15 protein-coding genes are annotated in these 20,510 nt (G+C 61.4%); 9 read left to right on the top strand and 6 right to left on the bottom strand.

Annotated elements, in window-relative coordinates:
* The 3 genes from GNZ12_RS30945 to fixL all read right to left on the bottom strand — a co-directional run.
* The coding region (locus GNZ12_RS30945) for a DUF3300 domain-containing protein (RefSeq protein ID WP_172315932.1) at positions 1–1,282 on the bottom strand (1,282 nt) is incomplete at its 3' end.
* Between the two features lie 514 nt (positions 1,283–1,796).
* Positions 1,797–2,441 (bottom strand): oxygen response regulator transcription factor FixJ, encoded by a 645-nt coding sequence (gene fixJ / locus GNZ12_RS30950; RefSeq protein WP_011488992.1) that lies wholly within the window; start codon positions 2,439–2,441, stop codon positions 1,797–1,799.
* Complete coding sequence (fixL, locus tag GNZ12_RS30955; protein ID WP_216673443.1) at positions 2,438–4,954, bottom strand: oxygen sensor histidine kinase FixL; 2,517 nt, start codon at positions 4,952–4,954, stop codon at positions 2,438–2,440. The genes fixJ and fixL overlap by 4 nt, the downstream gene beginning before the upstream one ends.
* 275 nt (positions 4,955–5,229) lie before the next feature.
* On the opposite strand from fixL, the gene aceE reads away from it, so the two are divergent.
* The 3 genes from aceE to lpdA all read left to right on the top strand — a co-directional run bounded on the left by aceE (position 5,230) and on the right by lpdA (position 11,728).
* Positions 5,230–7,926 carry a pyruvate dehydrogenase (acetyl-transferring), homodimeric type gene (gene aceE / locus GNZ12_RS30960; protein ID WP_172315934.1) on the top strand — a complete coding sequence of 899 codons (2,697 nt, stop codon included), beginning with the start codon at positions 5,230–5,232 and terminating at the stop codon, positions 7,924–7,926.
* Positions 7,927–8,010: 84 nt separating this feature from the next.
* Positions 8,011–9,657, top strand: coding sequence for a dihydrolipoyllysine-residue acetyltransferase (gene aceF / locus GNZ12_RS30965; protein WP_172315935.1), 1,647 nt, complete (start codon positions 8,011–8,013; stop codon positions 9,655–9,657).
* Positions 9,658–9,949: 292 nt separating this feature from the next.
* The gene (gene lpdA, locus GNZ12_RS30970; protein WP_172315936.1) at positions 9,950–11,728 is read left to right on the top strand and encodes a dihydrolipoyl dehydrogenase; all 1,779 of its coding nucleotides are present in this window, start codon (positions 9,950–9,952) and stop codon (positions 11,726–11,728) included.
* Between the two features lie 329 nt (positions 11,729–12,057).
* Here lpdA and GNZ12_RS30975 read toward each other — a convergent pair whose 3' ends face one another.
* The gene (locus GNZ12_RS30975) at positions 12,058–12,630 is read right to left on the bottom strand and encodes a phasin family protein (protein ID WP_074282919.1); all 573 of its coding nucleotides are present in this window, start codon (positions 12,628–12,630) and stop codon (positions 12,058–12,060) included.
* Between the two features lie 777 nt (positions 12,631–13,407).
* Here GNZ12_RS30975 and pbpG point away from each other — a divergent pair.
* Positions 13,408–14,607, top strand: a complete 1,200-nt coding sequence (pbpG, locus tag GNZ12_RS30980) for a D-alanyl-D-alanine endopeptidase (RefSeq protein WP_172315937.1) — start codon at positions 13,408–13,410, stop codon at positions 14,605–14,607.
* A gap of 103 nt (positions 14,608–14,710) precedes the next feature.
* Here pbpG and GNZ12_RS30985 read toward each other — a convergent pair whose 3' ends face one another.
* Positions 14,711–15,517 carry an IclR family transcriptional regulator gene (locus GNZ12_RS30985; protein WP_074282921.1) on the bottom strand — a complete coding sequence of 269 codons (807 nt, stop codon included), beginning with the start codon at positions 15,515–15,517 and terminating at the stop codon, positions 14,711–14,713.
* Positions 15,518–15,696: 179 nt separating this feature from the next.
* Here GNZ12_RS30985 and GNZ12_RS30990 point away from each other — a divergent pair, with 179 nt between their 5' ends.
* Positions 15,697–16,419: a (Fe-S)-binding protein gene (locus GNZ12_RS30990; RefSeq protein ID WP_172315938.1), complete on the top strand. Its 723-nt coding sequence runs from the start codon at positions 15,697–15,699 to the stop codon at positions 16,417–16,419.
* A gap of 148 nt (positions 16,420–16,567) precedes the next feature.
* Positions 16,568–17,983 carry a lactate utilization protein B gene (locus GNZ12_RS30995; protein WP_172315939.1) on the top strand — a complete coding sequence of 472 codons (1,416 nt, stop codon included), beginning with the start codon at positions 16,568–16,570 and terminating at the stop codon, positions 17,981–17,983.
* Positions 17,984–18,024: 41 nt separating this feature from the next.
* Here GNZ12_RS30995 and GNZ12_RS31000 read toward each other — a convergent pair whose 3' ends face one another.
* Positions 18,025–18,615 carry a hypothetical protein gene (locus tag GNZ12_RS31000; protein WP_172315940.1) on the bottom strand — a complete coding sequence of 197 codons (591 nt, stop codon included), beginning with the start codon at positions 18,613–18,615 and terminating at the stop codon, positions 18,025–18,027.
* A gap of 269 nt (positions 18,616–18,884) precedes the next feature.
* Between GNZ12_RS31000 and GNZ12_RS31005 the strand changes: the two genes are divergently transcribed.
* The 3 genes from GNZ12_RS31005 (at position 18,885) to iscR (ending at position 20,484) form a co-directional block, all read left to right on the top strand.
* Positions 18,885–19,124, top strand: coding sequence for a hypothetical protein (locus GNZ12_RS31005; protein WP_172315941.1), 240 nt, complete (start codon positions 18,885–18,887; stop codon positions 19,122–19,124).
* A gap of 167 nt (positions 19,125–19,291) precedes the next feature.
* Positions 19,292–19,789, top strand: a complete 498-nt coding sequence (locus tag GNZ12_RS31010) for a low molecular weight protein-tyrosine-phosphatase (protein WP_172315942.1) — start codon at positions 19,292–19,294, stop codon at positions 19,787–19,789.
* A 164-nt stretch (positions 19,790–19,953) separates the two neighbouring features.
* Positions 19,954–20,484 (top strand): Fe-S cluster assembly transcriptional regulator IscR, encoded by a 531-nt coding sequence (gene iscR, locus GNZ12_RS31015; protein ID WP_028199491.1) that lies wholly within the window; start codon positions 19,954–19,956, stop codon positions 20,482–20,484.
* Positions 20,485–20,510 lie beyond the last annotated feature (26 nt).

Consider the following 20,510-nt stretch of genomic DNA (forward strand, 5'->3'; position numbering starts at 1 on the left):
GTCTGCCGCCGCCGCTGGTGCGCTGAACGCCCCCGCCGTTTGCACCGAGGCCGCCGCTTGTGCGTTGCTGGCCGCCGCCGTTGGCGCCGAGACCGCCGCTGCCGGACCGGTTCGCGGCTGCGTTGCGGCTCGCCTCGCCACGTTGCGTGTCCTGCCGCGCGGTATTGCCGTCACCGGCGCCGCGCAGCGCGTTATCGCGATTGGTGTTCTGCGCGCGGTTCTGCAGATCGGTGTTCGCGGTGCCGCCCTGGTGAATCCCCTGCACGCGCTGGCTCGCGCTGCCGCTCAGGTTCTGGCCGGTGCGATTCTGCAAGGTCTGCTGTGCCTGGGCACGGGCAGTGTCGTCACGGCCGCGGTAGGCATCGCGCTGCGTACCGCCAAGGTTGTTGTTGACGTTGCGGTTGACGTTGGTGTTGTTGAGGTTGCGATTGACGTTGTTGACGTTGTTGACGTTGTTGACGTTGGTGTTGCGGTTCCAGTTCGTCGTGCTGCTATTCACATTGATCCGGTTGTTCACATTGATGTTGTTGTACCGGTTCACGTTGATGTTGACGTCATGCGTGTTCCAGTTGAAGCCGCCCCACAGCGAATTGGCAACGGCGACACCTGCGCCGAACGCAAGGCCGGTCGCGAAGCCGGCGGCAATTGCGTAACCCGGAGGCGGCGGGACATACACGGGTGGGTAGGCGGGATAGGGCCACGTACCGTAGACGACAGTCGGGTTATACGTCGGCACGTACACCACTTGCGGATTGGCCGGCACGATCTGAATCGTGCTTTGCTCGACCACGACCTTCTGCTGTGAACTCGTCTTCAGATTGCCGGCGGCTTGCGCCTGTTTGCGCAAGCGTTGCACGGAGTCCATCACGTCGTTCGGCTGGGCCAGAAAGGCGTTGCCGAGTTGCGAGACCCAGTCGGGTTTCGACGCTATCGTCGCGAGGACTTGCGGGAAAGCGACCAGTGACTGCACGCTCGGATCCCACGGTTCCGACGCGACGGCTTTGACGGCGTCGTCGCCTTGCAGCTTCGAGTTCGCTTTCGACCATCCGGCCGCGGCCTGCACGTCTTGCGGGAAGGTGGCGGCCATCAACACCTGTGCGAGCAGCGCGTCGGGATAGAGCGCAACGGGTGCGGTCAACGAATCGAGTTGCTGGTTGGATATTTTCGTAGCGCTTTGCGCATAAGCGGCGGTTGGCGCAGCGAGACCAATGAAGAGCGGCGCACCTGCGAGTGCGGCGCAGATAAGCAACACACGCGAACGGCGTGTTCCGGATCGTTTCACGATGAAATCCTCCCGGTAGTGTTAGACGCGCGAAGTCGATGCGCAGCGCATGCTGCGTTGCTCTAGCGCAATGAAATGTGGAACGTAGTGAAGAGGGCGGCGGATGGCCTGGGTGTGGCCGAACCGATCGATATGACACATACGCCAGCGGAGCGGCTATGCCACTTCACCTGCTTTGCACCGCCTGGCGATGCCGAGTACGACAACTGCAGTTCATCTGCCCTGTGCGCATCCGGCATCAGCGATCCCTGCTAAGGAATTCTGCGTAAATTAAGGGACACAGACGGGCTTGTCAATCTTGTCTGAGGAAAGAAATTATTGCCGCGCGACGTAAGCGCATGCTGAGTAATGCGTATTGATTAACGGATGCGGATGCGTCGAACCATGCCGCGCGTGGTTGCTGCGAAGCGGGAGGAAGGGCGGGGGAAGATGAAGCGAGCCGGACTGTTCGACAGTCCGGCCGTTGACACTCAGTCGCGACCCGTGGCGTGTGCGGCGGTCGCGACGTTCACGGTTATTGCGCGGGTTGCGGCTTGTTCGACAGCGCCAGTCGCAGCAGATCGGCGACCGTGTTGACGTTGAGCTTTTCCATGATGTTCGCGCGATGCGCTTCGACCGTCTTGATGCTGATGCCGAGGTCGTCGGCGATCTGCTTGTTCAGGCGGCCGGCAATGATGCGCTCGAGCACCTGATGCTCACGCGCGGTCAGCTTGCCCAGACGTTCGGCGGCGGCGCGTTGCTGCTGCACGCTGGTGCTTTCGCTGCGGGCCTTGTCAAGCATGCGCTCGACCAGCTTGCGCAGTTCGGCTTCGTCGAACGGTTTTTCGATGAAGTCCATCGCGCCTTTCTTCATCGTCGACACGGCCATCGGCACGTCGCCGTGGCCCGTCACGAAGATGATCGGCAACGACGCGTTGTCGGCGATCAGGCGTTCCTGCAACTCGAGCCCGCTCATGCCGGACATCCGCACATCGAGAATCAGACAAGCGATCTGGCCCGGATGCGTATGCGGCTGCCATGCGTCGATGAACTGCTCGGCGCTGGAGAAGCATTGCACGCGGTAGCCGTTCGCCTCCAGCAGCCAGCGCAGCGAATCTCGTACGGCCTCGTCGTCGTCGACGACAAAGACAGTTTCCTGTGTGGTGACTGGGCTGTTCATAGCTCTCCCGTAACGGTTTGTGGTGTCGGCGCCTCTGACCCGCCGTTGCTCGGGCCGTCAGGCTCCCCAATTGGCAGACTGCAATGGAACGTGGCGCCTGTGATGTGGCCGTCGGATTCGACGTTGTTGACCACCCACAGACGGCCGCGGTGCGATTCGATAATCGAACGGCAAATGTTCAGCCCCATGCCCATACCATCGGACTTGGTGCTGTAAAACGGTTCAAACAGACGCTCGGCTGTCGCTTCGTCGACGCCAGGTCCCTGGTCGACGACGCTGATGCAGACAAACCCGCCCTCCAGCCGTACGACCACGCGAATCACCGGGTCGACCGCATTCGGGCGCGCATCGTGCATGGCTTCGACGCCGTTCTTCAGCAGGTTCACCAGCACCTGCTCGATCAGAACCGGGTCGACGTAGATCACCGGCAGGCGCGAGCGCAGATCGGTGACGATACGAATCTTGCGCTTGCGCGCTTCGAGTTCGGCGAGACCCACCGCGTCCGCGACGATATCGGCCACGCGCGTCGCCTGGCGTTTCGGCTCGCTGCGTTTCACGAACTCGCGAATGCGCTTGATGATCATGCCGGCCCGCACCGCCTGTTGGGCGGTTTTCTCGAGCACGGGCAAGAGATTGTCAGGCGTCGTCCGACCGGATTTAACCAGTGCTACGGTTCCTGAGCAATAGTTATTGATCGCGGCGAGCGGCTGGTTCAGTTCGTGCGCGAGCGAGGAGGCCATTTCGCCCATCGTCATCAGGCGGCTGGTGAACTGCAGCTTCTCGTCCTGCTGTCGCGAGAGTTCCTGCGCCTGCTTGCGGGTGGTGATGTCGGTCGCGATCTGCATCTGCGCGAGGTGGCCGTCCACCCACTGGATGTACTGGCGGCGCACTTCGAACCATTTCTGGATGCTCTGCACATAGACTTCCTGCGCGTCGGCCGTGCTTTCGGTCAACGCGGCTGCGGGCAGGCCCGCGTAGGCATCCACCATATCGATCGAATCAGACGACGCCTGTGCGCTATCGAACCCGCCGCCCGCCAATTCCAGATGGCCGTCCGGGCGAATGCCGAACAGGTGGCGGTAGTAGCGGTTGGCGAACAGCAGTTCGGCTTCGTCGGCGGCCAGCACGGAGACGGCTGCGTCGAGACTTTCGAGCACGGTCGTGAAGCGCTCGTGCGCGGCGGCGAGTTCTTCGCGCGCGCGCTTGGGCTCGGTGATGTCGGTCATCGACGACATCCAGCCGGTCTGGCGCCCCGAGCTGTCGATCAGGGGTGACACATAGAGCCGCGCATGGAACAGCGAACCGTCTTTGCGGCGCACCCGCAACTCGAAGCCCGAAGAGGGGGCCTTGCCGCGCAGCGTCATGTCGAGCTGGCGTTGCATCTCAGGGTAGGCGTCGCGCGGCCAGTAAGCGAACGGCGCGTTCTTGCCGACCAGATCGCTTTCGTCCCAGCCGGTCATGCGGCAGAACGCCGGGTTCACGTGTGTGATGCGCCCGTGCATGTCGAGCACGCGCATGCCGATCAGCACCGAATTTTCCATCGCGCGACGGAAAAACGCTTCGGCATAGAGGGCCTGCTGCGCTTCGAAGCGTTGCCGCGTGTGTTTCCACAAGCTCCACAGGCTCCACAACACAAAGCACGACAGGCCGGCCACCAGCCAGACCAGCGTGTTGTTGGTGAAGTTGGTCATCTGCGGGAACGCGTAGACGCGTACCGAGATGCCCTGGCCCGGCGGGTCGAGCGGTAGATCGTAGAACATGTCGCGCGGCAGCCGCGGCCGGGTTGACGTGGTGGTCAACTCGCGGTTGTTCACGTCGATGATCGAGATTTTGTATTTGGCCGACAACTCGGGCGGAATGTCGTGCTTCAGGATCCCTTCTACCGAGAACACGGCGGCAATCGTGCCGAGGAAGTCGCGGTCGCGGTAGACCGGCGTCTGCAGGGTGATGTAGCCGTTGCCGACGTCGTCGTAGATCAGTGGCGAGTACACCTGGCGGCGTGTATTGCGCGCCTCGTTGAAGGCGGCTTTGACCGCTTCGTCCATCTGCGCGTCGTTCGGCTTGGCGAGGCGCTGGCCGAACACGGGGAGTGCGGTATTGGGCCAGCGCGGCTGCTGCTGGCTCGTGTACCAGTTCATGTAGAGGATCTCAGGATGCCCCTGCATGATGTCCGTGGTGGACACCTGGAATGAATGCGGATCGGCGTGGCCGGCGACGAGGTCGCGGGAGAGGGCCTGAATCTGTTCCTGCGCGCCCGTCATGGACAGGCGGATCTGCTGCTGCGCCCACGCGACATTACGGTAGAGCGTGTCTTCCTGCTGCTGCTGCTCGCGCCGGTTCAGACTCCACAGAATCAGGCTCATGACGACCAGGAAAACCAGGATCGACAGCAGCGGCGTGAGCAAATAGGAGTTGGACCACCACGGTCCGTGGTGCCAGCGGGAGGACGGCGTCGAATCCGCCGGCGAACCAGCGGTGCGCGCCGAGCGAGCGAAAAGCCGTTCGGTCAACATGCGTGGCATTGTAGCGCAGCGAGTCACTAGCAAATGGCGCAAAAAAGCGCTGAAAGTAACGTTATTCGGCGCAAACTAGCCGACGTATCCGTCGATCGGCAGTCAAATCAGGTTGCGCCGCAACAATTTTCCGCATTATGAGAATCGATCTCGTAATTTGAAAATTTTGTTGCGCGGACGTCGGGACCCTTATTACAATCGGCCGAAGCTGCCGCGGTCGTGCTTCGTCCGCGTCGTCTGTTCAAAGAGCGTTCCTCTAAACCCAGGAGACGAGCATGTCCGCTGTACCCGACGAAGTCATGAAATATGTCGCTGCCGAAAAAGACGACGATCCCCAGGAAACCGGCGAATGGCTGGAAGCGCTGGATGGCGTGATTTCTGCTGTGGGCCCCGATCGCGCTCACTATCTGATCGAAAAGCAGATCGAATTCGCGCGTGTACATGGCGAACATCTGCCGTTCTCTGCAAACACCCCCTACATCAATACGATTCCTGTATCGCGTCAGGCGCCGATTCCCGGCGACCAGGACCTCGAACACCGGATTCGCTCGTACACGCGCTGGAACGCCATCGCCATGGTGCTGCGCGCGGGCAAGGACACGAACGTCGGCGGCCACATCGCTTCGTTCGCGTCGGCCGCCACGCTGTACGACGTCGGCTATAACCACTTCTGGCACGCACCGTCGGCCGAACACGGTGGTGATCTCGTGTTCGTGCAGGGCCATTCGTCGCCGGGTGTGTACTCGCGCGCGTTCCTGCTCGGCCGTCTGACCGAAAACCAGCTCGACAACTTCCGTCAGGAAGTGGGCGGCGAGGGCATCTCGTCGTACCCGCACCCGTGGCTGATGCCGGACTTCTGGCAATTCCCGACCGTCTCGATGGGCCTCGGCCCGATCATGGCGATCTACCAGGCACGCTTCATGAAGTACATGCAGGCGCGCGGCATTGCTAAGACCGACGGCCGCAAGGTCTGGGCTTTCCTCGGCGACGGCGAGACGGATGAACCGGAATCGCTCGGCGCAATCGGCATGGCCGGTCGCGAACGCCTCGACAACCTCGTGTTCGTGATCAACTGTAATCTGCAGCGCCTCGACGGTCCGGTGCGCGGTAACGGCAAGATCATCCAGGAACTCGAAAGCGAATTCCGCGGCGCCGGCTGGAATGTCATCAAGGTCATCTGGGGCAGCCGTTGGGATGCGTTGTTCCAACGCGACAAGTCGGGCGCGCTGATGCGCCGGATGATGGAAGTCGTCGACGGCGAATACCAGACGTACAAGTCGGAGTCGGGCGCGTTTGTTCGCGAACACTTCTTCAACACGCCGGAACTGAAGGCGCTGGTCGCCGACTGGTCCGACGAGGACATCTGGAACCTGAACCGTGGCGGCCACGATCCGCACAAGATCTACGCGGCGTTCCAGGAAGCCTCGAACTCGCAGGGCCAGCCGACCGTCATCCTCGCGAAGACGATCAAGGGCTACGGCATGGGCGAAGCCGGTCAGGCGATGAACATCACCCACCAGCAGAAGAAGCTGCACGTCGATCAGCTGAAGAAATTCCGCGATCAGTTCCGCCTGCCGATCTCCGACGACGACCTCGTCCACGTGCCGTACCTCAAGTTCGAAGAAGGTTCGAAGGAACTCGAGTACATGCGTGCCCGCCGTCAGGACCTCGGTGGTTATCTGCCGGCGCGCCGTCAGAAGGCGGAATCGCTGCCGGTGCCGGAACTGGCTGCATTCGAGCCGTTGCTGAAGGGCACGGGCGAAGGCCGCGAGATCTCCACGACCATGGCGTTCGTGCGGATTCTCAACATCCTGCTGAAAGACAAGGCGCTCGGTAAGCGCATCGTGCCGATCGTGCCGGACGAATCGCGTACCTTCGGTATGGAAGGCCTGTTCCGCCAGATCGGTATCTGGAATCAGGAAGGCCAGAAGTACATTCCGGAAGATTCCGACCAGCTGATGTTCTATCGCGAATCGGAAACCGGTCAGATCCTGCAGGAAGGGATCAACGAAGCCGGTGGTATGTGTGACTGGATCGCAGCCGCGACGTCGTACTCGACGCACGGCGAGATCATGATCCCGTTCTATATCTTCTACTCGATGTTCGGCTTCCAGCGTATCGGCGATCTGGCATGGGCGGCGGGCGACATGCGTTCGCGCGGCTTCCTGCTGGGCGGCACGGCTGGCCGCACGACGCTGAACGGCGAAGGTCTGCAACACGAAGACGGCCACTCGCTGCTGTGGGCGGCTTCGGTGCCGAACTGCATCAGCTATGACCCGACGTTCGGTTACGAACTCGCCGTCATCATGCAAGACGGTCTGCGCCGCATGGTTGCCGATCAGGAAGACGTGTATTACTACATCACGGTGATGAACGAGAACTACGAGCACCCGGCGATTCCGCAGGGCGACGCTGTAGCGGCCGACATCATCAAGGGTATGTACTCGTTCAAGAAGGCCGATGCTGACAAGAAGGCGCCGCGCGTTCAGTTGATGGGCGCGGGAACGATCTTCAATGAAGTGATTGCCGCTGCCGACCTGCTGAAGAACGATTGGGGCGTCGCTGCCGACCTGTGGAGCGTGCCGAGCTTCACCGAACTGGCTCGCGAAGGTCACGAAGTTCAGCGCTGGAACCTGCTGCACCCGACCGAAGAGAAGAAGCTCTCGCACGTCGAGAAGCTGTTGAAGGACGCACAAGGTCCGGTCATCGCGTCGACCGACTACGTGCGCGCGCTGACCGAGCAGATCCGCGCGTTCGTGCCGCAGAAGTTCGTCGTGCTGGGCACGGATGGCTACGGCCGTTCGGACACGCGTGAAAAGCTGCGTCACTTCTTCGAAGTCGACCGCTACTGGGTCACGGTTGCCGCGTTGAATGCGCTGGCAGATGAAGGCACGATCGAACGCAAGGTCGTCGCCGAGGCGCTCAAGAAGTACAACCTTGATCCCGCCAAACCCAACCCGATGACCGTCTAAGGCATCATTCCCCGTGTGCCACGGCGTGCGCGCCTGCTCTGATCAACAGGGCAGGTGGCGTGCGCGGCCCAGGAGACACTAACAATGAGTCAAGCGATCGAAGTCAAGGTGCCGGACATCGGCGATTACAAGGACATTCCTGTGATCGAGGTGCTGGTGAAGGCGGGTGACACCGTCGAGAAAGAGCAATCGCTCGTTACGCTGGAATCCGACAAGGCAACCATGGACGTGCCGAGCTCGGCTGCCGGCGTCGTCAAGGAAGTGAAGGTCAAGGTCGGTGACAACGTGTCGGAAGGCTCGCTGATCGTCGTGCTGGATGGGGCGGGCGCTGCTGCTGCCGCGCCGGCACCGGCGCCTGCTGCTGCACCGGCTCCCGCAGCGGCCCCGGCTGCTGCGCCTGCACCGGCTGCGAGCGGCGGTGGTCTGCAAGAAGTCAAAGTACCGGATATCGGCGACTACAAAGACATCCCCGTGATCGAAGTCGCGGTGAAGGTCGGCGATCGCGTCGAGAAAGAGCAGTCGCTGGTGACGCTCGAATCCGACAAGGCGACCATGGACGTGCCGAGCTCGGCCGCCGGCGTCGTCAAGGAAGTGAAGGTCAAGGTCGGCGATAACGTGTCGGAAGGCTCGGTCATCGTCGTGCTGGAAGCGGATGGTGCTGCTGCACCGGCTGCCGCACCGGCACCGAAGCAGGCTGCGCTCGAGAAGCCTTCGGATGCGCCGGCTGCTCCGTCGCCTGCTCCGGCTTCGCCGTCAGCGCTCGCGCAGGCGCCGCTGATTCCGGCCGGCGAGGGTGGTGCGCGGCGTGCGAGCCACGCGTCGCCTTCGGTGCGCAAGTTCGCGCGCGAACTCGGCGTCGACGTGGTGCAAGTCCAGGGCACGGGTCCGAAGGGCCGTATTACGCAAGCGGACGTGACCGGCTTCATCAAGGGCGTGATGACGGGGCAGCGTGCTGCGCCGGCAGGCGCTGCCGCACCGGCAGGCGCGGGTGGCGGCGAGTTGAATTTGCTGCCGTGGCCGAAGGTCGACTTCACCAAGTTCGGTCCGGTCGATCCGAAGCCGCTGTCGCGCATCAAGAAGATCTCGGGCGCGAATCTGCATCGCAACTGGGTCATGATCCCGCACGTCACCAACAACGACGAAGCGGACATCACCGATCTCGAAGCGCTGCGCGTGCAGTTGAACAAGGAAAACGAAAAGGCCGGCGTGAAGATCACGATGCTGGCGTTCGTGATCAAGGCGGTTGTTTCCGCTTTGAAGCAATTCCCGACGTTCAACGCGAGCCTCGACGGCGATAACCTTGTGTTCAAGCAGTACTACCACATTGGGTTTGCTGCCGATACGCCGAATGGTCTCGTCGTTCCGGTGATTCGCGATGCCGACAAGAAGGGTTTGATCGATATCGCGAAGGAAATGGCCGAGCTGTCGAAGGCCGCGCGTGATGGCAAGCTGAAGCCGGATCAGATGCAAGGTGGTTGCTTCTCGATTTCTTCGCTCGGTGGGATTGGCGGGACGAACTTCACGCCGATTATTAACGCGCCTGAAGTCGCCATTCTTGGGTTGTCGCGTGGTGCGATGAAGCCGGTTTGGGATGGCAAGCAGTTTGTGCCGCGGCTGACTCTGCCGCTGTCGTTGTCGTATGACCATCGGGTGATCGATGGCGCTGCGGCAGCGCGGTTCAATGCTTATCTGGGTGCGATTCTTGCCGATTTTCGGCGTGTGATTCTTTGATCGTGGTTTGAGGTTTTTTGCTCGCGGCGCGGTTTTGGCGGTTATCCGCGCTTCTCGCTGAACTTGCTTTCTTATCGGTCTATTAGTGTCGCCCCTGTGCGGGGCGGCACCTACTTTTCTTTGCACCCCAAGGGTACTTCCTGCGGGGCGTCTTCCAAAGAAAAGTAGGCAAAAGAAAGGCGCGTCCTTGGGCGGACAGCAAAGGATGTTTCTGTTCGCCGTGCCGCTAGCTTTTAGGCTGTTTTGGAGTGAGTTCTTCGCCTCATCACGATCAATAAGAGAAGGGGACACTATGAGTCTCGTCGAAGTAAAAGTGCCGGATATCGGTGACTTCAAGGACGTCGATGTCATCGAAGTCAATATCAAACCGGGCGATGTCATCGAGAACGAACAGGCGCTGATGACGCTCGAGTCCGATAAGGCCTCCATCGAAGTGCCGAGCGATACCGCCGGCACAGTCAAGGAAGTACGCGTCAAAGCCGGCGACAAAGTCTCGCAAGGCACGGTCATCGCGCTGGTCGAGTCATCGGCAGACGTGGCGCCGGCTAAAGAGGCTCCGAAGGCCCCGGCCAAAGAACCTGAGAAAGCGCCCGCGCAAGCTGCTGCTGCGCCGAAGGCGGCCGCGCCCGCTCCGCAAGCCGGTAGCTTCTCCGGCAACGCGGACATCGAGTGCGACATGCTCGTGCTCGGGTCAGGCCCCGGCGGCTACTCGGCTGCGTTCCGCTCGGCCGACCTCGGCATGAAGACGGTGCTCGTCGAACGTTATGCCACGCTCGGCGGCGTCTGTCTGAATGTCGGCTGTATCCCGTCGAAGGCGCTGCTGCATACCGCACTCGTCATCGACGAGGCGGAAGCGCTCGGCGCGCATGGCATTACGTTCGGCAAGCCGCAAATCGATCTGGACAAGCTGCGCGACTTCAAGTCGAGCGTCGTCAAGAAGCTCACCGGCGGTCTCGCCGGCATGGCCAAGATGCGCAAGGTCGAAGTCGTGACGGGCAACGGCTCGTTCGTCGATCCGCATCACATGGAAGTGCAGACCGAAGGCGGCAAGAAGGTCGTCCAGTTCAAGCAGGCGATCATCGCCGCAGGCTCGGAAGCGGTGAAGCTGCCGTTCATTCCGGAAGATCCGCGGGTGGTCGATTCGACCGGCGCGCTCGAACTGCGTCAGATTCCGCAACGCATGCTCGTGATCGGCGGCGGCATCATCGGCCTGGAAATGGCGACGGTGTATGCGACGCTCGGCGCACAGATCGACGTGGTCGAAATGCTCGACGGTCTGATGACCGGTGCGGATCGAGATCTGGTCAAGGTCTGGGAGAAGTACAACAGCAAGCGTTTTGCCAACGTCATGCTGAAGACCAAGACCACCGCGGCGGAAGCGAAAGACGACGGCATCTATGTGTCGTTCGAAGGCGAAAAAGCCCCGGCCGAAGCGCAACGCTATGACCTCGTGCTGGTCGCCGTCGGCCGTTCGCCGAACGGCAAGAGGATCGGCGCGGACAAGGCCGGCGTCGCGGTAACGGATCGCGGCTTCATCGACGTCGACAAGCAGATGCGCACCAACGTGCCGCACATCTTCGCGATCGGCGATATCGTGGGTCAGCCGATGCTCGCGCATAAAGCCGTGCATGAAGCTCACGTCGCCGCTGAAGTGGCTCACGGCGAGAAGGCGTACTTCGATGCGATGCAGATTCCGTCGGTGGCCTACACCGATCCGGAAGTGGCGTGGGCCGGCAAGACGGAAGATCAGCTTAAGGCCGAGGGCATCAAGTACGGCAAAGCGGTGTTCCCGTGGGCCGCTTCGGGCCGCGCAATCGCCAACGGCCGCGACGAAGGTTTCACCAAGCTGCTGTTCGACGAAGAAACGCATCGCGTGATCGGCGGCGGGATCGTCGGTCTGAACGCGGGCGATCTGATCAGCGAAGTCTGTCTCGCGATCGAAATGGGTGCGGATGCAACGGATATCGGTAAGACGATTCACCCGCATCCGACGCTCGGCGAATCGATCGGGATGGCCGCCGAGTTGTACGAAGGCGTCTGCACCGACTTGCCGCCGCAGAAAAAGAAGTAATGCCGCTGGGTCCGCCTGCTTGCAGGTGGGCCCAAAGCAGAGGCAAAAAAAACGGCGCGCCCCGCAAAGGGCGCGCCGTTTTTTTATAGCAAGCAGCGTAGAGCGTTTGTCGTGAAACGACGCATGAACCACGCGCCGCACACCTCAGGCAGCGGGAAAAAAAATCCCGGCCTTTCGCCGGGCAAACGATACGCTATTCAACGTATCGGAGCGTTCGGCCTGGTGAAACCGTGTGAGCGGCAACGGCACGACGCTGTTGCTTGTACGCTGTTGCTACAATCGCGCCGGCCCAGCCGTGAGGCGGGCCGGCGTGACATGCGGCTTGAAACTTAGACTGCCTTCTTGGCCGAGCGCGATGCTTGTGCAGCGGCTTGCGATGCTGCCTTCGATGCGGCCGTTGCGGCTGCGTTGAAGTTGCTTTCGGCGATTTCGACAGCTTGCTTGGCTGCCTTGTGGACCGTTTCGTACGTGGTGTTGGCGGCAGTGATAGCCGACTTCATCACGGCGACAGCGGTTTCCGAACCGGCCGGGGCATTCTTCGCAACGTTTTCGACGAGCGACTGGACCTTGCGGTTTTGCTCTTCGAATTGGGCTTCAGCGACGCGGGTGAATTCACCTTGCGTTGCCGACACGATTTCGTACACGTGACGGCCGTACGACAGCGCCTTTTCAGCCACCGGCTGTGCAAGGCTTGCTTGCAGGGCCAGCAATTCCTGCGCGTCCTTCACCGACAGTGCGCGTTGGGCATTTTCCTGGCTTTCCGCGAGTGTCGATTTCACGACTTGCAGGTTCAGCTCCACCAGCTTTTCGACGCCTTCAAATGCCTTGGTCGTCAGGCCGAACAACGTTTCAAAGTTGGCTTTCTGGGCTGCAGCGAATTGCTCAGGGGTCAGCAGAGTCATGGTTTACGCTCCTGGATCGCGGCCTGTCTGTGCGGACCGCATTGGGTTAGTGGCGAGACGCTTTAAGGTCGTCTCCCCGGACCGCGATGTTTTGTGCATCGCAGCAATGGTTCCCATTTTAGGATGGCTACAAAGAATGTCAAGCGGTTTTTGTGCGCCGCACAATGTCAACAAATTGCTGATAAAACAGCACCTTATGCAGTAGGCATGACATTCAGATGACGCAAGGCAATTTACTCGTTGCACCGCGCTGGTGCGGGATGGATCTGCATTTGTTACCGATTTCAGGAGAGATTTTGACCGCAGGCGGGGATCGGCCTTTGCTGGAAAGTCAGGTCAGGTTTGACAAAAAATCCATCAATTGGCCATCTCGATGTAAACCAGAAAGTGTCACGGAACGTTAATGCTCTATGCCGGTCGAATGCGCGTGGCGGTCTCCAGCAGGTGTTTAACAGCCTGCAGCGAGGCCCTTGCGACGTTCCGGCGCGCCGGCAAGGCTTTACATGCCAGCGCTCAGACCGTATTTCCCCTGATCAAGGTTGTCTCGAAATTGCCGTTATGCTGAAAGAATCACCTCGATTCCGGCATGTGGTGGCAAAGGCGAGACGAAGCGCGCTGGCGATCGTTTTTTTCGATCGAAGCGCGGCACTTATTTGTGTTTTTGCGATCGGAGCTTACAAGCCGGTTTAAGGAGCGCGTATAAGTGCTTCAAATTGCTAATTTTTCGTTGTTTTACTACACTTGCGGAAACCTCTTGCCGCTCCCTACCGAACACCCATGAAAACCGACATGTTTTCGTCGCTAAAAGTGATCCACGGCGCGGCCCGCAGCACCGCTCTGTCGGTGGCCGCCTCCATGGTCATCGCAGCGGCGTTCGCCACGCCCGTCAGCGCTTTTGCCGCTACGTCCGCCGCCGACACGCCGGCCGCGACTGCAAAAACTTCCAAACACGCGAAAGCGGCCAAAAAGCCCACCGCAGCCACTGCCGACAAAGTGTCGAGCAAGAAGGCTGCCAACGGCGCAGCGGTGAAGCCCGTTGCCGCCGCGGGCGACGACGCGCCGCGCACGAGTGTCAAGCGCAAGCGCGTGACGTACACGTCGAACGGTCGCCACCACTCCGTGGTGCGCCGCGTCGCGTACGAACCGCGTCAGCCTACCGTCGGCCAGGCTTTCGGTCTGCACGACACGCCGGACGCGCTGATGCTGCGCTCAAGCGTTGCCTACGTGATCGATCAGAACACCGGCGAATCGCTGTTCGACAAGAATTCGCGCGCCGTGGTGCCCATCGCGTCGATTACCAAGCTGATGACCGCGATGGTGGTGCTGGACTCGAAGGCGCCGCTGACCGAGCAGATTGAAGTCACGGACGAAGACCGCGACTACATCAAGAACACCGGTTCGCGCCTCTCGGTCGGCTCGGTGCTCTCGCGTGAAGACATGCTGCACATCGCGCTGATGGCCTCGGAAAACCGCGCGGCTGCAGCGCTGTCGCGTTACTTCCCGGGCGGCCGCCCGGCCTTCCTCGCAGCGATGAACGCCAAGGCCAAGCAACTCGGCATGACGGACACGCATTTCGAAAGCCCGTCGGGTCTGACGAGCGAGAACGTGTCGAGCGCGCGCGACCTGGTGAAGATGGTCAACGCGGCCTATCAGTATCCGATGATCCGCCAGTTCTCGACCGATCATAGTTACGAGGTCTACACCGGCAAGCGTTCGATCGCCTATAACAGCACGAACGCGCTGGTGCGCAACCCGTCGTGGGACATCGGTCTGCAGAAGACCGGCTTCATCAACGAAGCGGGTGAGTGCCTCGTGATGCAGGCCACCATTCACGGCCGTCCGATGATCGTGGTGCTACTCGATTCGTCGGGCAAATACTCGCGCTTCGCGGACGCAACGCGTCTGCGCACGTGGCTCGACAATGGTGGCGATCAGGCGCGCATCACCAGCGCGGACGCCGGCGGCCCGGGCACCTGAAGCGCGCTAGCCAGCTCTAGCGGCCGGTTTTCGGACCGGCCAGCAAAAAAGCCTCGCAGTGCGAGGCTTTTTCATTGGGCCGCAGAAGGACGCAGCCGCCAGCTTATGCGTGCTGGGGATGCGCGTGCTGCTGCGGTGTCTGCGGGCGATAACCCAGCGACTCGGAAATCAGCAATGCCGTTTGGCTGAGCTGCCCCAGCCACGAGTCCTGCAAGCGATCCGCCGGGGCGGACAGCGACAGGCCCGCAACCAGCTTGCCGGTGTCGTCGTAAATCCCCGCTGCAATGCAGCGCACGCCCAGTTCCAGTTCTTCGTTATCGCGCGCGCACGCCTGCTGCCGCACGTGAGACAACTCGCGTTCGAGCTTGGTCAGATCGGTGATGCTGTTCTGTGTATGGCCGGACAGGCCGGTGCGCGTGGCATAAGCCCGCACGCGGGTCGATTCGTCGGCGGCAAGGAAGAGTTTGCCCACCGAGGTCAGATGCAGCGGCGCGCGCCCGCCAATTGCTCGCACCACCTGCATGCCGGAGCGCTCGGAGTAGGCGCGTTCTATATAGACGATCTCGTCGCCCTGACGTACCGACAGGTTCACTGTCTGCCCGGTTTGACGGTGCAGTTCGCGCATCGGCGTGAGCGCCGCGTCGCGTACCGACAGCCGCGCCTTCACCAGATTGCCCAGTTCGAGCAGGCGCATACCGAGACGGTAGGTGCCGGGATCCGACCGGTCGACCAGCCGGCACATCACCATGTCGTTCAGGATGCGGTGCGCGGTGGACGGATGCAGCTCCGTGCGGATGGCGAGTTCTTTCAGGCTGACCGGGTCGCTATGCGCAGCAAGTGCATCGAGCAAGCGCATCATGCGTTCGATCACCTGGATCGAAGTTTTGGGATCCGGGTTCGTATCGCTCATGGGAGGAATCGGTTGGCGCGTCAAACAGCGGAAATTGATTGTATCCCGTATTGTGAAAAGAAGGAAAGCGCCTGGAAGGCCTATTCCAATTTAACGTGGGATTCGTCCTATGCCTTCCGGCCGTTGGTATTGTGCGGCAAACAGCGGATAATCAGGGACGTTTTCCCGAAGGAGGGCTCATGCGAGTCGGATTGTTCGTCACCTGCCTGATCGACCTGATGCGTCCGGAGATCGGTTTTTCGGTCATCAAGCTGATCGAAGGCGCCGGTTTCGAGGTGGTGGTGCCACCCGCGCAAACCTGTTGCGGGCAGCCCGCGTACAACTCGGGGGAGCGGCGCATCGCGCGCGACCTGGCGGAGAAAACGTTGCGCGAGTTCGAACAGTTCGACTACGTCGTGGTGCCGTCCGGTTCGTGCGGCGGCATGATCCGGGCGCATTACGGCGACCTGTTTGCCGACGATCCGGAGCTGATGAACCGCTTTGGCCGGTTGCGGGCCAAAGTGTTCGAGTTGACGGATTTCCTTGTCAATGTGGCCAAGGTGCAATTGCAGCCGAGCGAGTTCTCGGGCCAGGTCACGTACCACGATTCCTGCTCGGGGCTGCGCGAACTGGGCGTCAAGGCGCAGCCGCGGGCGTTGCTGGCGCAGGTGGGCGTGGCGGTGACCGAAATGAAGGATTGCGAGCACTGCTGCGGCTTTGGCGGCACCTTTGCGATCAAGTACGGCGACATCTCGACGGCGATCGTCGACGAGAAATGCGCGAATATCGGCGCGAGCGGCGCCGGCACGGTCGTGCTCGGCGATCTCGGCTGCATGCTGAATATCGAAGGCCGCTTGCGGCGCACCGGCGATAGCACCACGCGCGTGCTGCACATCGCCCAGGTGCTGGCCGGCGACGTTTAAGAATCATCGCCGCGCCCAGACCGACGCACCTGATTCGGCACAGTCCATTTCGCGCGCTTCACTCGTGCACTACATTCGCGATGTTCATTGGCGCGTTTTACTCACGCATCTCACTCGCGCATCTCACCCGATTACGTTCAAGGCCGCCATGCAAGTCCAATCGATGCATTTCAAGGCCCGCGCGGGCCAGAAGCTCGCCGACCAGCGTCTGCAGCAGAACCTGACCAAGCTGTCGACCAAGTTCGTGTCGGCCCGCGCCGAGGCCATGACCGCGATCGATTTTCCCGCAACCCGCGCCGCGCTGAAGGAGCGCCGCAATCGCGCGCTGGACAATCTCGACGTCTGGCTCGAGACCTTCGAACGTGAAGCAAGCCGGCGCGGCGTCACGGTCCTGTTCGCCGAGACGACGCAGGAGGCCGCGCGCCTAGTCGGCGATATTGCGCGCCGGCACGAGGTAAAGAAGGTGATCAAGACCAAGTCGATGGTCACCGAGGAAATGCGCCTGAACGAAGTGCTCGGGCAGATGGGCGTGCAGTCGATCGAAACCGATCTGGGTGAATACATTCTGCAGATCAACGACGACGAGCCGCCGAGCCACATCATCGCGCCGGTCGTCCATAAGGATAAGGACGAGATCGCCGACCTTTTCGCGAAAACTCACGACCGGCCACGTCTGACCGAGATCACCGACATGACCCGCGAAGCGCGCGAGATGCTGCGTCCGCACTTCATGACCGCGGACATGGGCGTGACCGGCGGCAACTTCGTGGTGGCGGAAACGGGTTCGGTCGTGCTGGTCACGAACGAGGGCAACGAGGGTATGTGCACGGTGATGCCGCGCGTGCATGTGGCGGTGACCGGCATCGAGAAAGTGTTGCCCACGCTGGAAGATCTGGCCACGGCCATGCGTCTTTTGCCGCGCTCGGCAACCGGTCAGGCGACGTCGAACTATTTTTCCTTGCTGACTGGGCCGCGCGGCGTGGGTGATCAGGACGGTCCCGAGCATATGTATGTGGTCTTGGTCGACGGTGGGCGCACGGGGCTGATTGGCGGCGACTTCCAGGAGATGCTGCGCTGTATCCGTTGCGGCGCCTGCATGAACCACTGTCCGGTGTATCAGAAGGTGGGCGGTCATGCCTACGGCTGGGTGTATCCGGGGCCGATGGGATCGGTGCTGACGCCGAGCTACGTCGGGATCGACAAAGCGCTGGATCTGCCTCAGGCGGCGACCCTGTGCGGCGAGTGCAATAGCGTATGTCCGGTGGGGATTCCGTTGTCCGATCTGCTGCGCAAGTTGCGCGAGAAGCAGGTCGAGCGGCATCTGCGCCCGTGGCGTGAGCGGGCAGGGCTGGCGGTATGGGGGTTCCTCGCCTTGCACCCGGATGCTTATGCGCTCTTCACCAAGCTGGCTGTTCGCGTAATGGAAAGAATGGGTGGGCGAAATCGATCGATCTCCCGGTTGCCGCTGGGCGGCGCGGGCTGGACCAATACGCGCGATATGCCGGCTCCGGTCGGCCGTACGTTCAGGGAGCTATATGCCGCGCAACGCAGCCATATTGGCTGAGCGAGCGGCACAGTCGTTGTAGATTGCCGTTCCCTGTCGGATCAATGGTCCGACATTCCTGGCTGGCGGCTGTAGCTGCCTCTGGCTGGCGCATTGCCTCCATTGCCGCGCTCACCGCTATTACCTGCTTGCTGAGGTGGCGGCTGGCTGCCTGCACCCGGTCGAGGCGCGCCAGATCCACTCGGTCCTCTTGGGCCTCCCACCGCGCCTTGAGGCGGTGGGCCGCCACGTGGGCCGCCGCCGTTCGGCTGACCGTGCCAGCCGCCGTTGTCTCCGCGGTTACCGTTGTTTCCATAGTTGCCGTTATTCGGCCGCCCCCGATCCTGATATCCCGGATATCCCGGATATCCCGGATATCCCGGATATCCCGGGTAGCCCCGATAGCCCGGCCCCGGCCCGTAATAGCGACCCGGCCCGTCGTAATAACCCGGGCCCGAGTCATTGCTGTAGCCCATGTAGGCGTTGGTTTGCGGCACAACCGGCACGCCGGTGGCATAGCCGTCGTAGCCTTCATAGCTGCTGTAACCGCCGCCATAACCGTTGCCGACCATCGGCGTACCGTCCGGATAAACTGCGCAGCCGCCTAGCAGCGCGGCGGCCGTGAGGCCGACGAGTGAAGCCATACGTTTCATTTGGAAGACCAGTGCGAAGATTTCACGTCTGTAAGACAGTCATTATCGCTAACTGTCGCGCCAGCTTTGTATGTGTTTGTAAGGATTTCTTTTTCATGCCGCGACGCAGATCAACCTCGCGCGCGGCAAAGCAGTCAATGCACTGTTCTATTCAGCGCAACGCTGTATCTCGCTTCAGTGGGTTTTTCCCGATTGCGAATTTCTATAGGATTTCGACTGGGCATAGTGGGTCATGAGCTCACGAGCCCCTAATCGGAAGAAACCACATCATGAAAAAGATAATATCGGTGTACTGGCCCTTTGCCATCGTTGTGCCGCTGGCTGCGGCAGGCTATCTGCACATTTGCGGCGACGCCGTTTCGCGTGCCTCGCAAGCCCCGCTCGCCGCTGATCAACTGACCGCGGAGCTGGCGCGTGCCGTCTCGTACGGCATGGTCGACAGTGCGGCGACGTTGCCGGCCAAACCCATGCGCGCTGTAGCGGCAATGCCGCTGGCCGAAGCGTCTTAAGCGCGGCGGGAGCTGATCGTGCGCCGCGATCCATCGCCTCAGTCGCTGCCGAATCCGGGCGCAGGCTGGAGCGTGTGTCCTCCGGCGCGATTTGGTTCAACTTTGTATAATCGCGGCACCGTTTCCTGACTGCCGATCCACGCGCGTTTGGCGCCCGAAAGCCTCTGATGAAAACCGTGTCCATCTGCTTCGTCTGCCTGGGGAACATCTGCCGTTCGCCGACCGCGGAAGGTGTGATGCGCCATCTGGTCGACGAGGCGAAGCTTGCGGAGCGCATTCTGATCGATTCCGCTGGCACGGGTGACTGGCACATCGGCCAGCCGCCTGACGACCGCGCGCAACAGGCGGCCGGCCGGCGAGGTTATGCGCTGGCTGCTTTGCGCGGACGGCAGATTGCGGCAGCAGACTTTGAGCGCTTCGACCTCCTGATCGCGATGGACGACAAAAACGTCGCCGAGCTACGCCAGGTTTGTCCAGCGCAGCAGCGTGACAAAATCCGGCTGCTGATGGAGTTCGTACCGGAGGCGGATGGTCGCTGGGGCGGCGCCCGCGAAGTCGTCGACCCGTATTTCGGCGGTGCCGAAGGTTTCGAGCAGGTGCTGGATCAATGCGAAGCCGCCTGCCGCGGGCTGATCGCAGCGTTGCGTCCCCAATTGGCTGGATGAGCGTGGCATGAGTCTGGCCGGTCGACCGCGCGCTTACCGGCGCAGCTTGACCGGCTTATCCAGCAATTAAGCAAATGACCCAAATCACAATAGGGATACTTGACTAATTCACTCATGTATTTATACTTGACCAAACTTGTCGAGAATTGCGGTTCCCACACCATATGAGACTCACCACGAAAGGCCGTTTCGCCGTCACGGCGATGATTGACCTGGCACTGCGCCAGGAGCAGGGCCCGGTGACGCTTGCGGGTATCAGCCAGCGCCAACATATCTCCCTGTCTTATCTCGAGCAGCTGTTTGGCAAGCTGCGTCGCCACGAAATCGTCGAGTCCGTGCGCGGACCGGGCGGCGGCTACAATCTGGCCCGCCGCGCTGAAGACGTGACCGTCGCCGACATCATTATCGCGGTCGACGAACCGCTCGATGCCACCCAATGCGGCGGCAAGGGCTCGTGCGAAGGCACCAAACAGCACGACGGCCACTGCATGACGCACGAATTGTGGTCGACGCTGAACCAGAAAATGGTCGAGTACCTGGATTCGGTCTCCCTGAAAGACCTGGTCGATCAGCAGCGTTCGCGTGAAGGTGCGCCGGCGGTGTTGCGTGACCGGCGTAACGAGGCGCCGGCGGTCGAACCCGCACGCGTCGTGCCGAAAGGGCCTAATTCAGTTTTCAACATGGCCGGCTCCTAGGCGCGGCAATCTGAACGCACCGCAGC

Source organism: Paraburkholderia solitsugae (assembly GCF_013177695.1).
GTDB classification, from domain to species: domain Bacteria; phylum Pseudomonadota; class Gammaproteobacteria; order Burkholderiales; family Burkholderiaceae; genus Paraburkholderia; species Paraburkholderia solitsugae.

Bases quoted from the DNA above. Each gene is read 5' to 3' on its own strand.
- fixJ (WP_011488992.1), bottom strand. From the start codon at position 2,441: ATGAACAGCCCAGTCACCACACAGGAAACTGTCTTTGTCGTCGACGAC.
- fixL (WP_216673443.1), bottom strand. From the start codon at position 4,954: ATGTTGACCGAACGGCTTTTCGCTCGCTCGGCGCGCACCGCTGGTTCG.
- aceE (WP_172315934.1), top strand. From the start codon at position 5,230: ATGTCCGCTGTACCCGACGAAGTCATGAAATATGTCGCTGCCGAAAAA.
- aceF (WP_172315935.1), top strand. From the start codon at position 8,011: ATGAGTCAAGCGATCGAAGTCAAGGTGCCGGACATCGGCGATTACAAG.
- lpdA (WP_172315936.1), top strand. From the start codon at position 9,950: ATGAGTCTCGTCGAAGTAAAAGTGCCGGATATCGGTGACTTCAAGGAC.
- GNZ12_RS30975 (WP_074282919.1), bottom strand. From the start codon at position 12,630: ATGACTCTGCTGACCCCTGAGCAATTCGCTGCAGCCCAGAAAGCCAAC.
- pbpG (WP_172315937.1), top strand. From the start codon at position 13,408: ATGAAAACCGACATGTTTTCGTCGCTAAAAGTGATCCACGGCGCGGCC.
- GNZ12_RS30985 (WP_074282921.1), bottom strand. From the start codon at position 15,517: ATGAGCGATACGAACCCGGATCCCAAAACTTCGATCCAGGTGATCGAA.
- GNZ12_RS30990 (WP_172315938.1), top strand. From the start codon at position 15,697: ATGCGAGTCGGATTGTTCGTCACCTGCCTGATCGACCTGATGCGTCCG.
- GNZ12_RS30995 (WP_172315939.1), top strand. From the start codon at position 16,568: ATGCAAGTCCAATCGATGCATTTCAAGGCCCGCGCGGGCCAGAAGCTC.
- GNZ12_RS31000 (WP_172315940.1), bottom strand. From the start codon at position 18,615: ATGAAACGTATGGCTTCACTCGTCGGCCTCACGGCCGCCGCGCTGCTA.
- GNZ12_RS31005 (WP_172315941.1), top strand. From the start codon at position 18,885: ATGAAAAAGATAATATCGGTGTACTGGCCCTTTGCCATCGTTGTGCCG.
- GNZ12_RS31010 (WP_172315942.1), top strand. From the start codon at position 19,292: ATGAAAACCGTGTCCATCTGCTTCGTCTGCCTGGGGAACATCTGCCGT.
- iscR (WP_028199491.1), top strand. From the start codon at position 19,954: ATGAGACTCACCACGAAAGGCCGTTTCGCCGTCACGGCGATGATTGAC.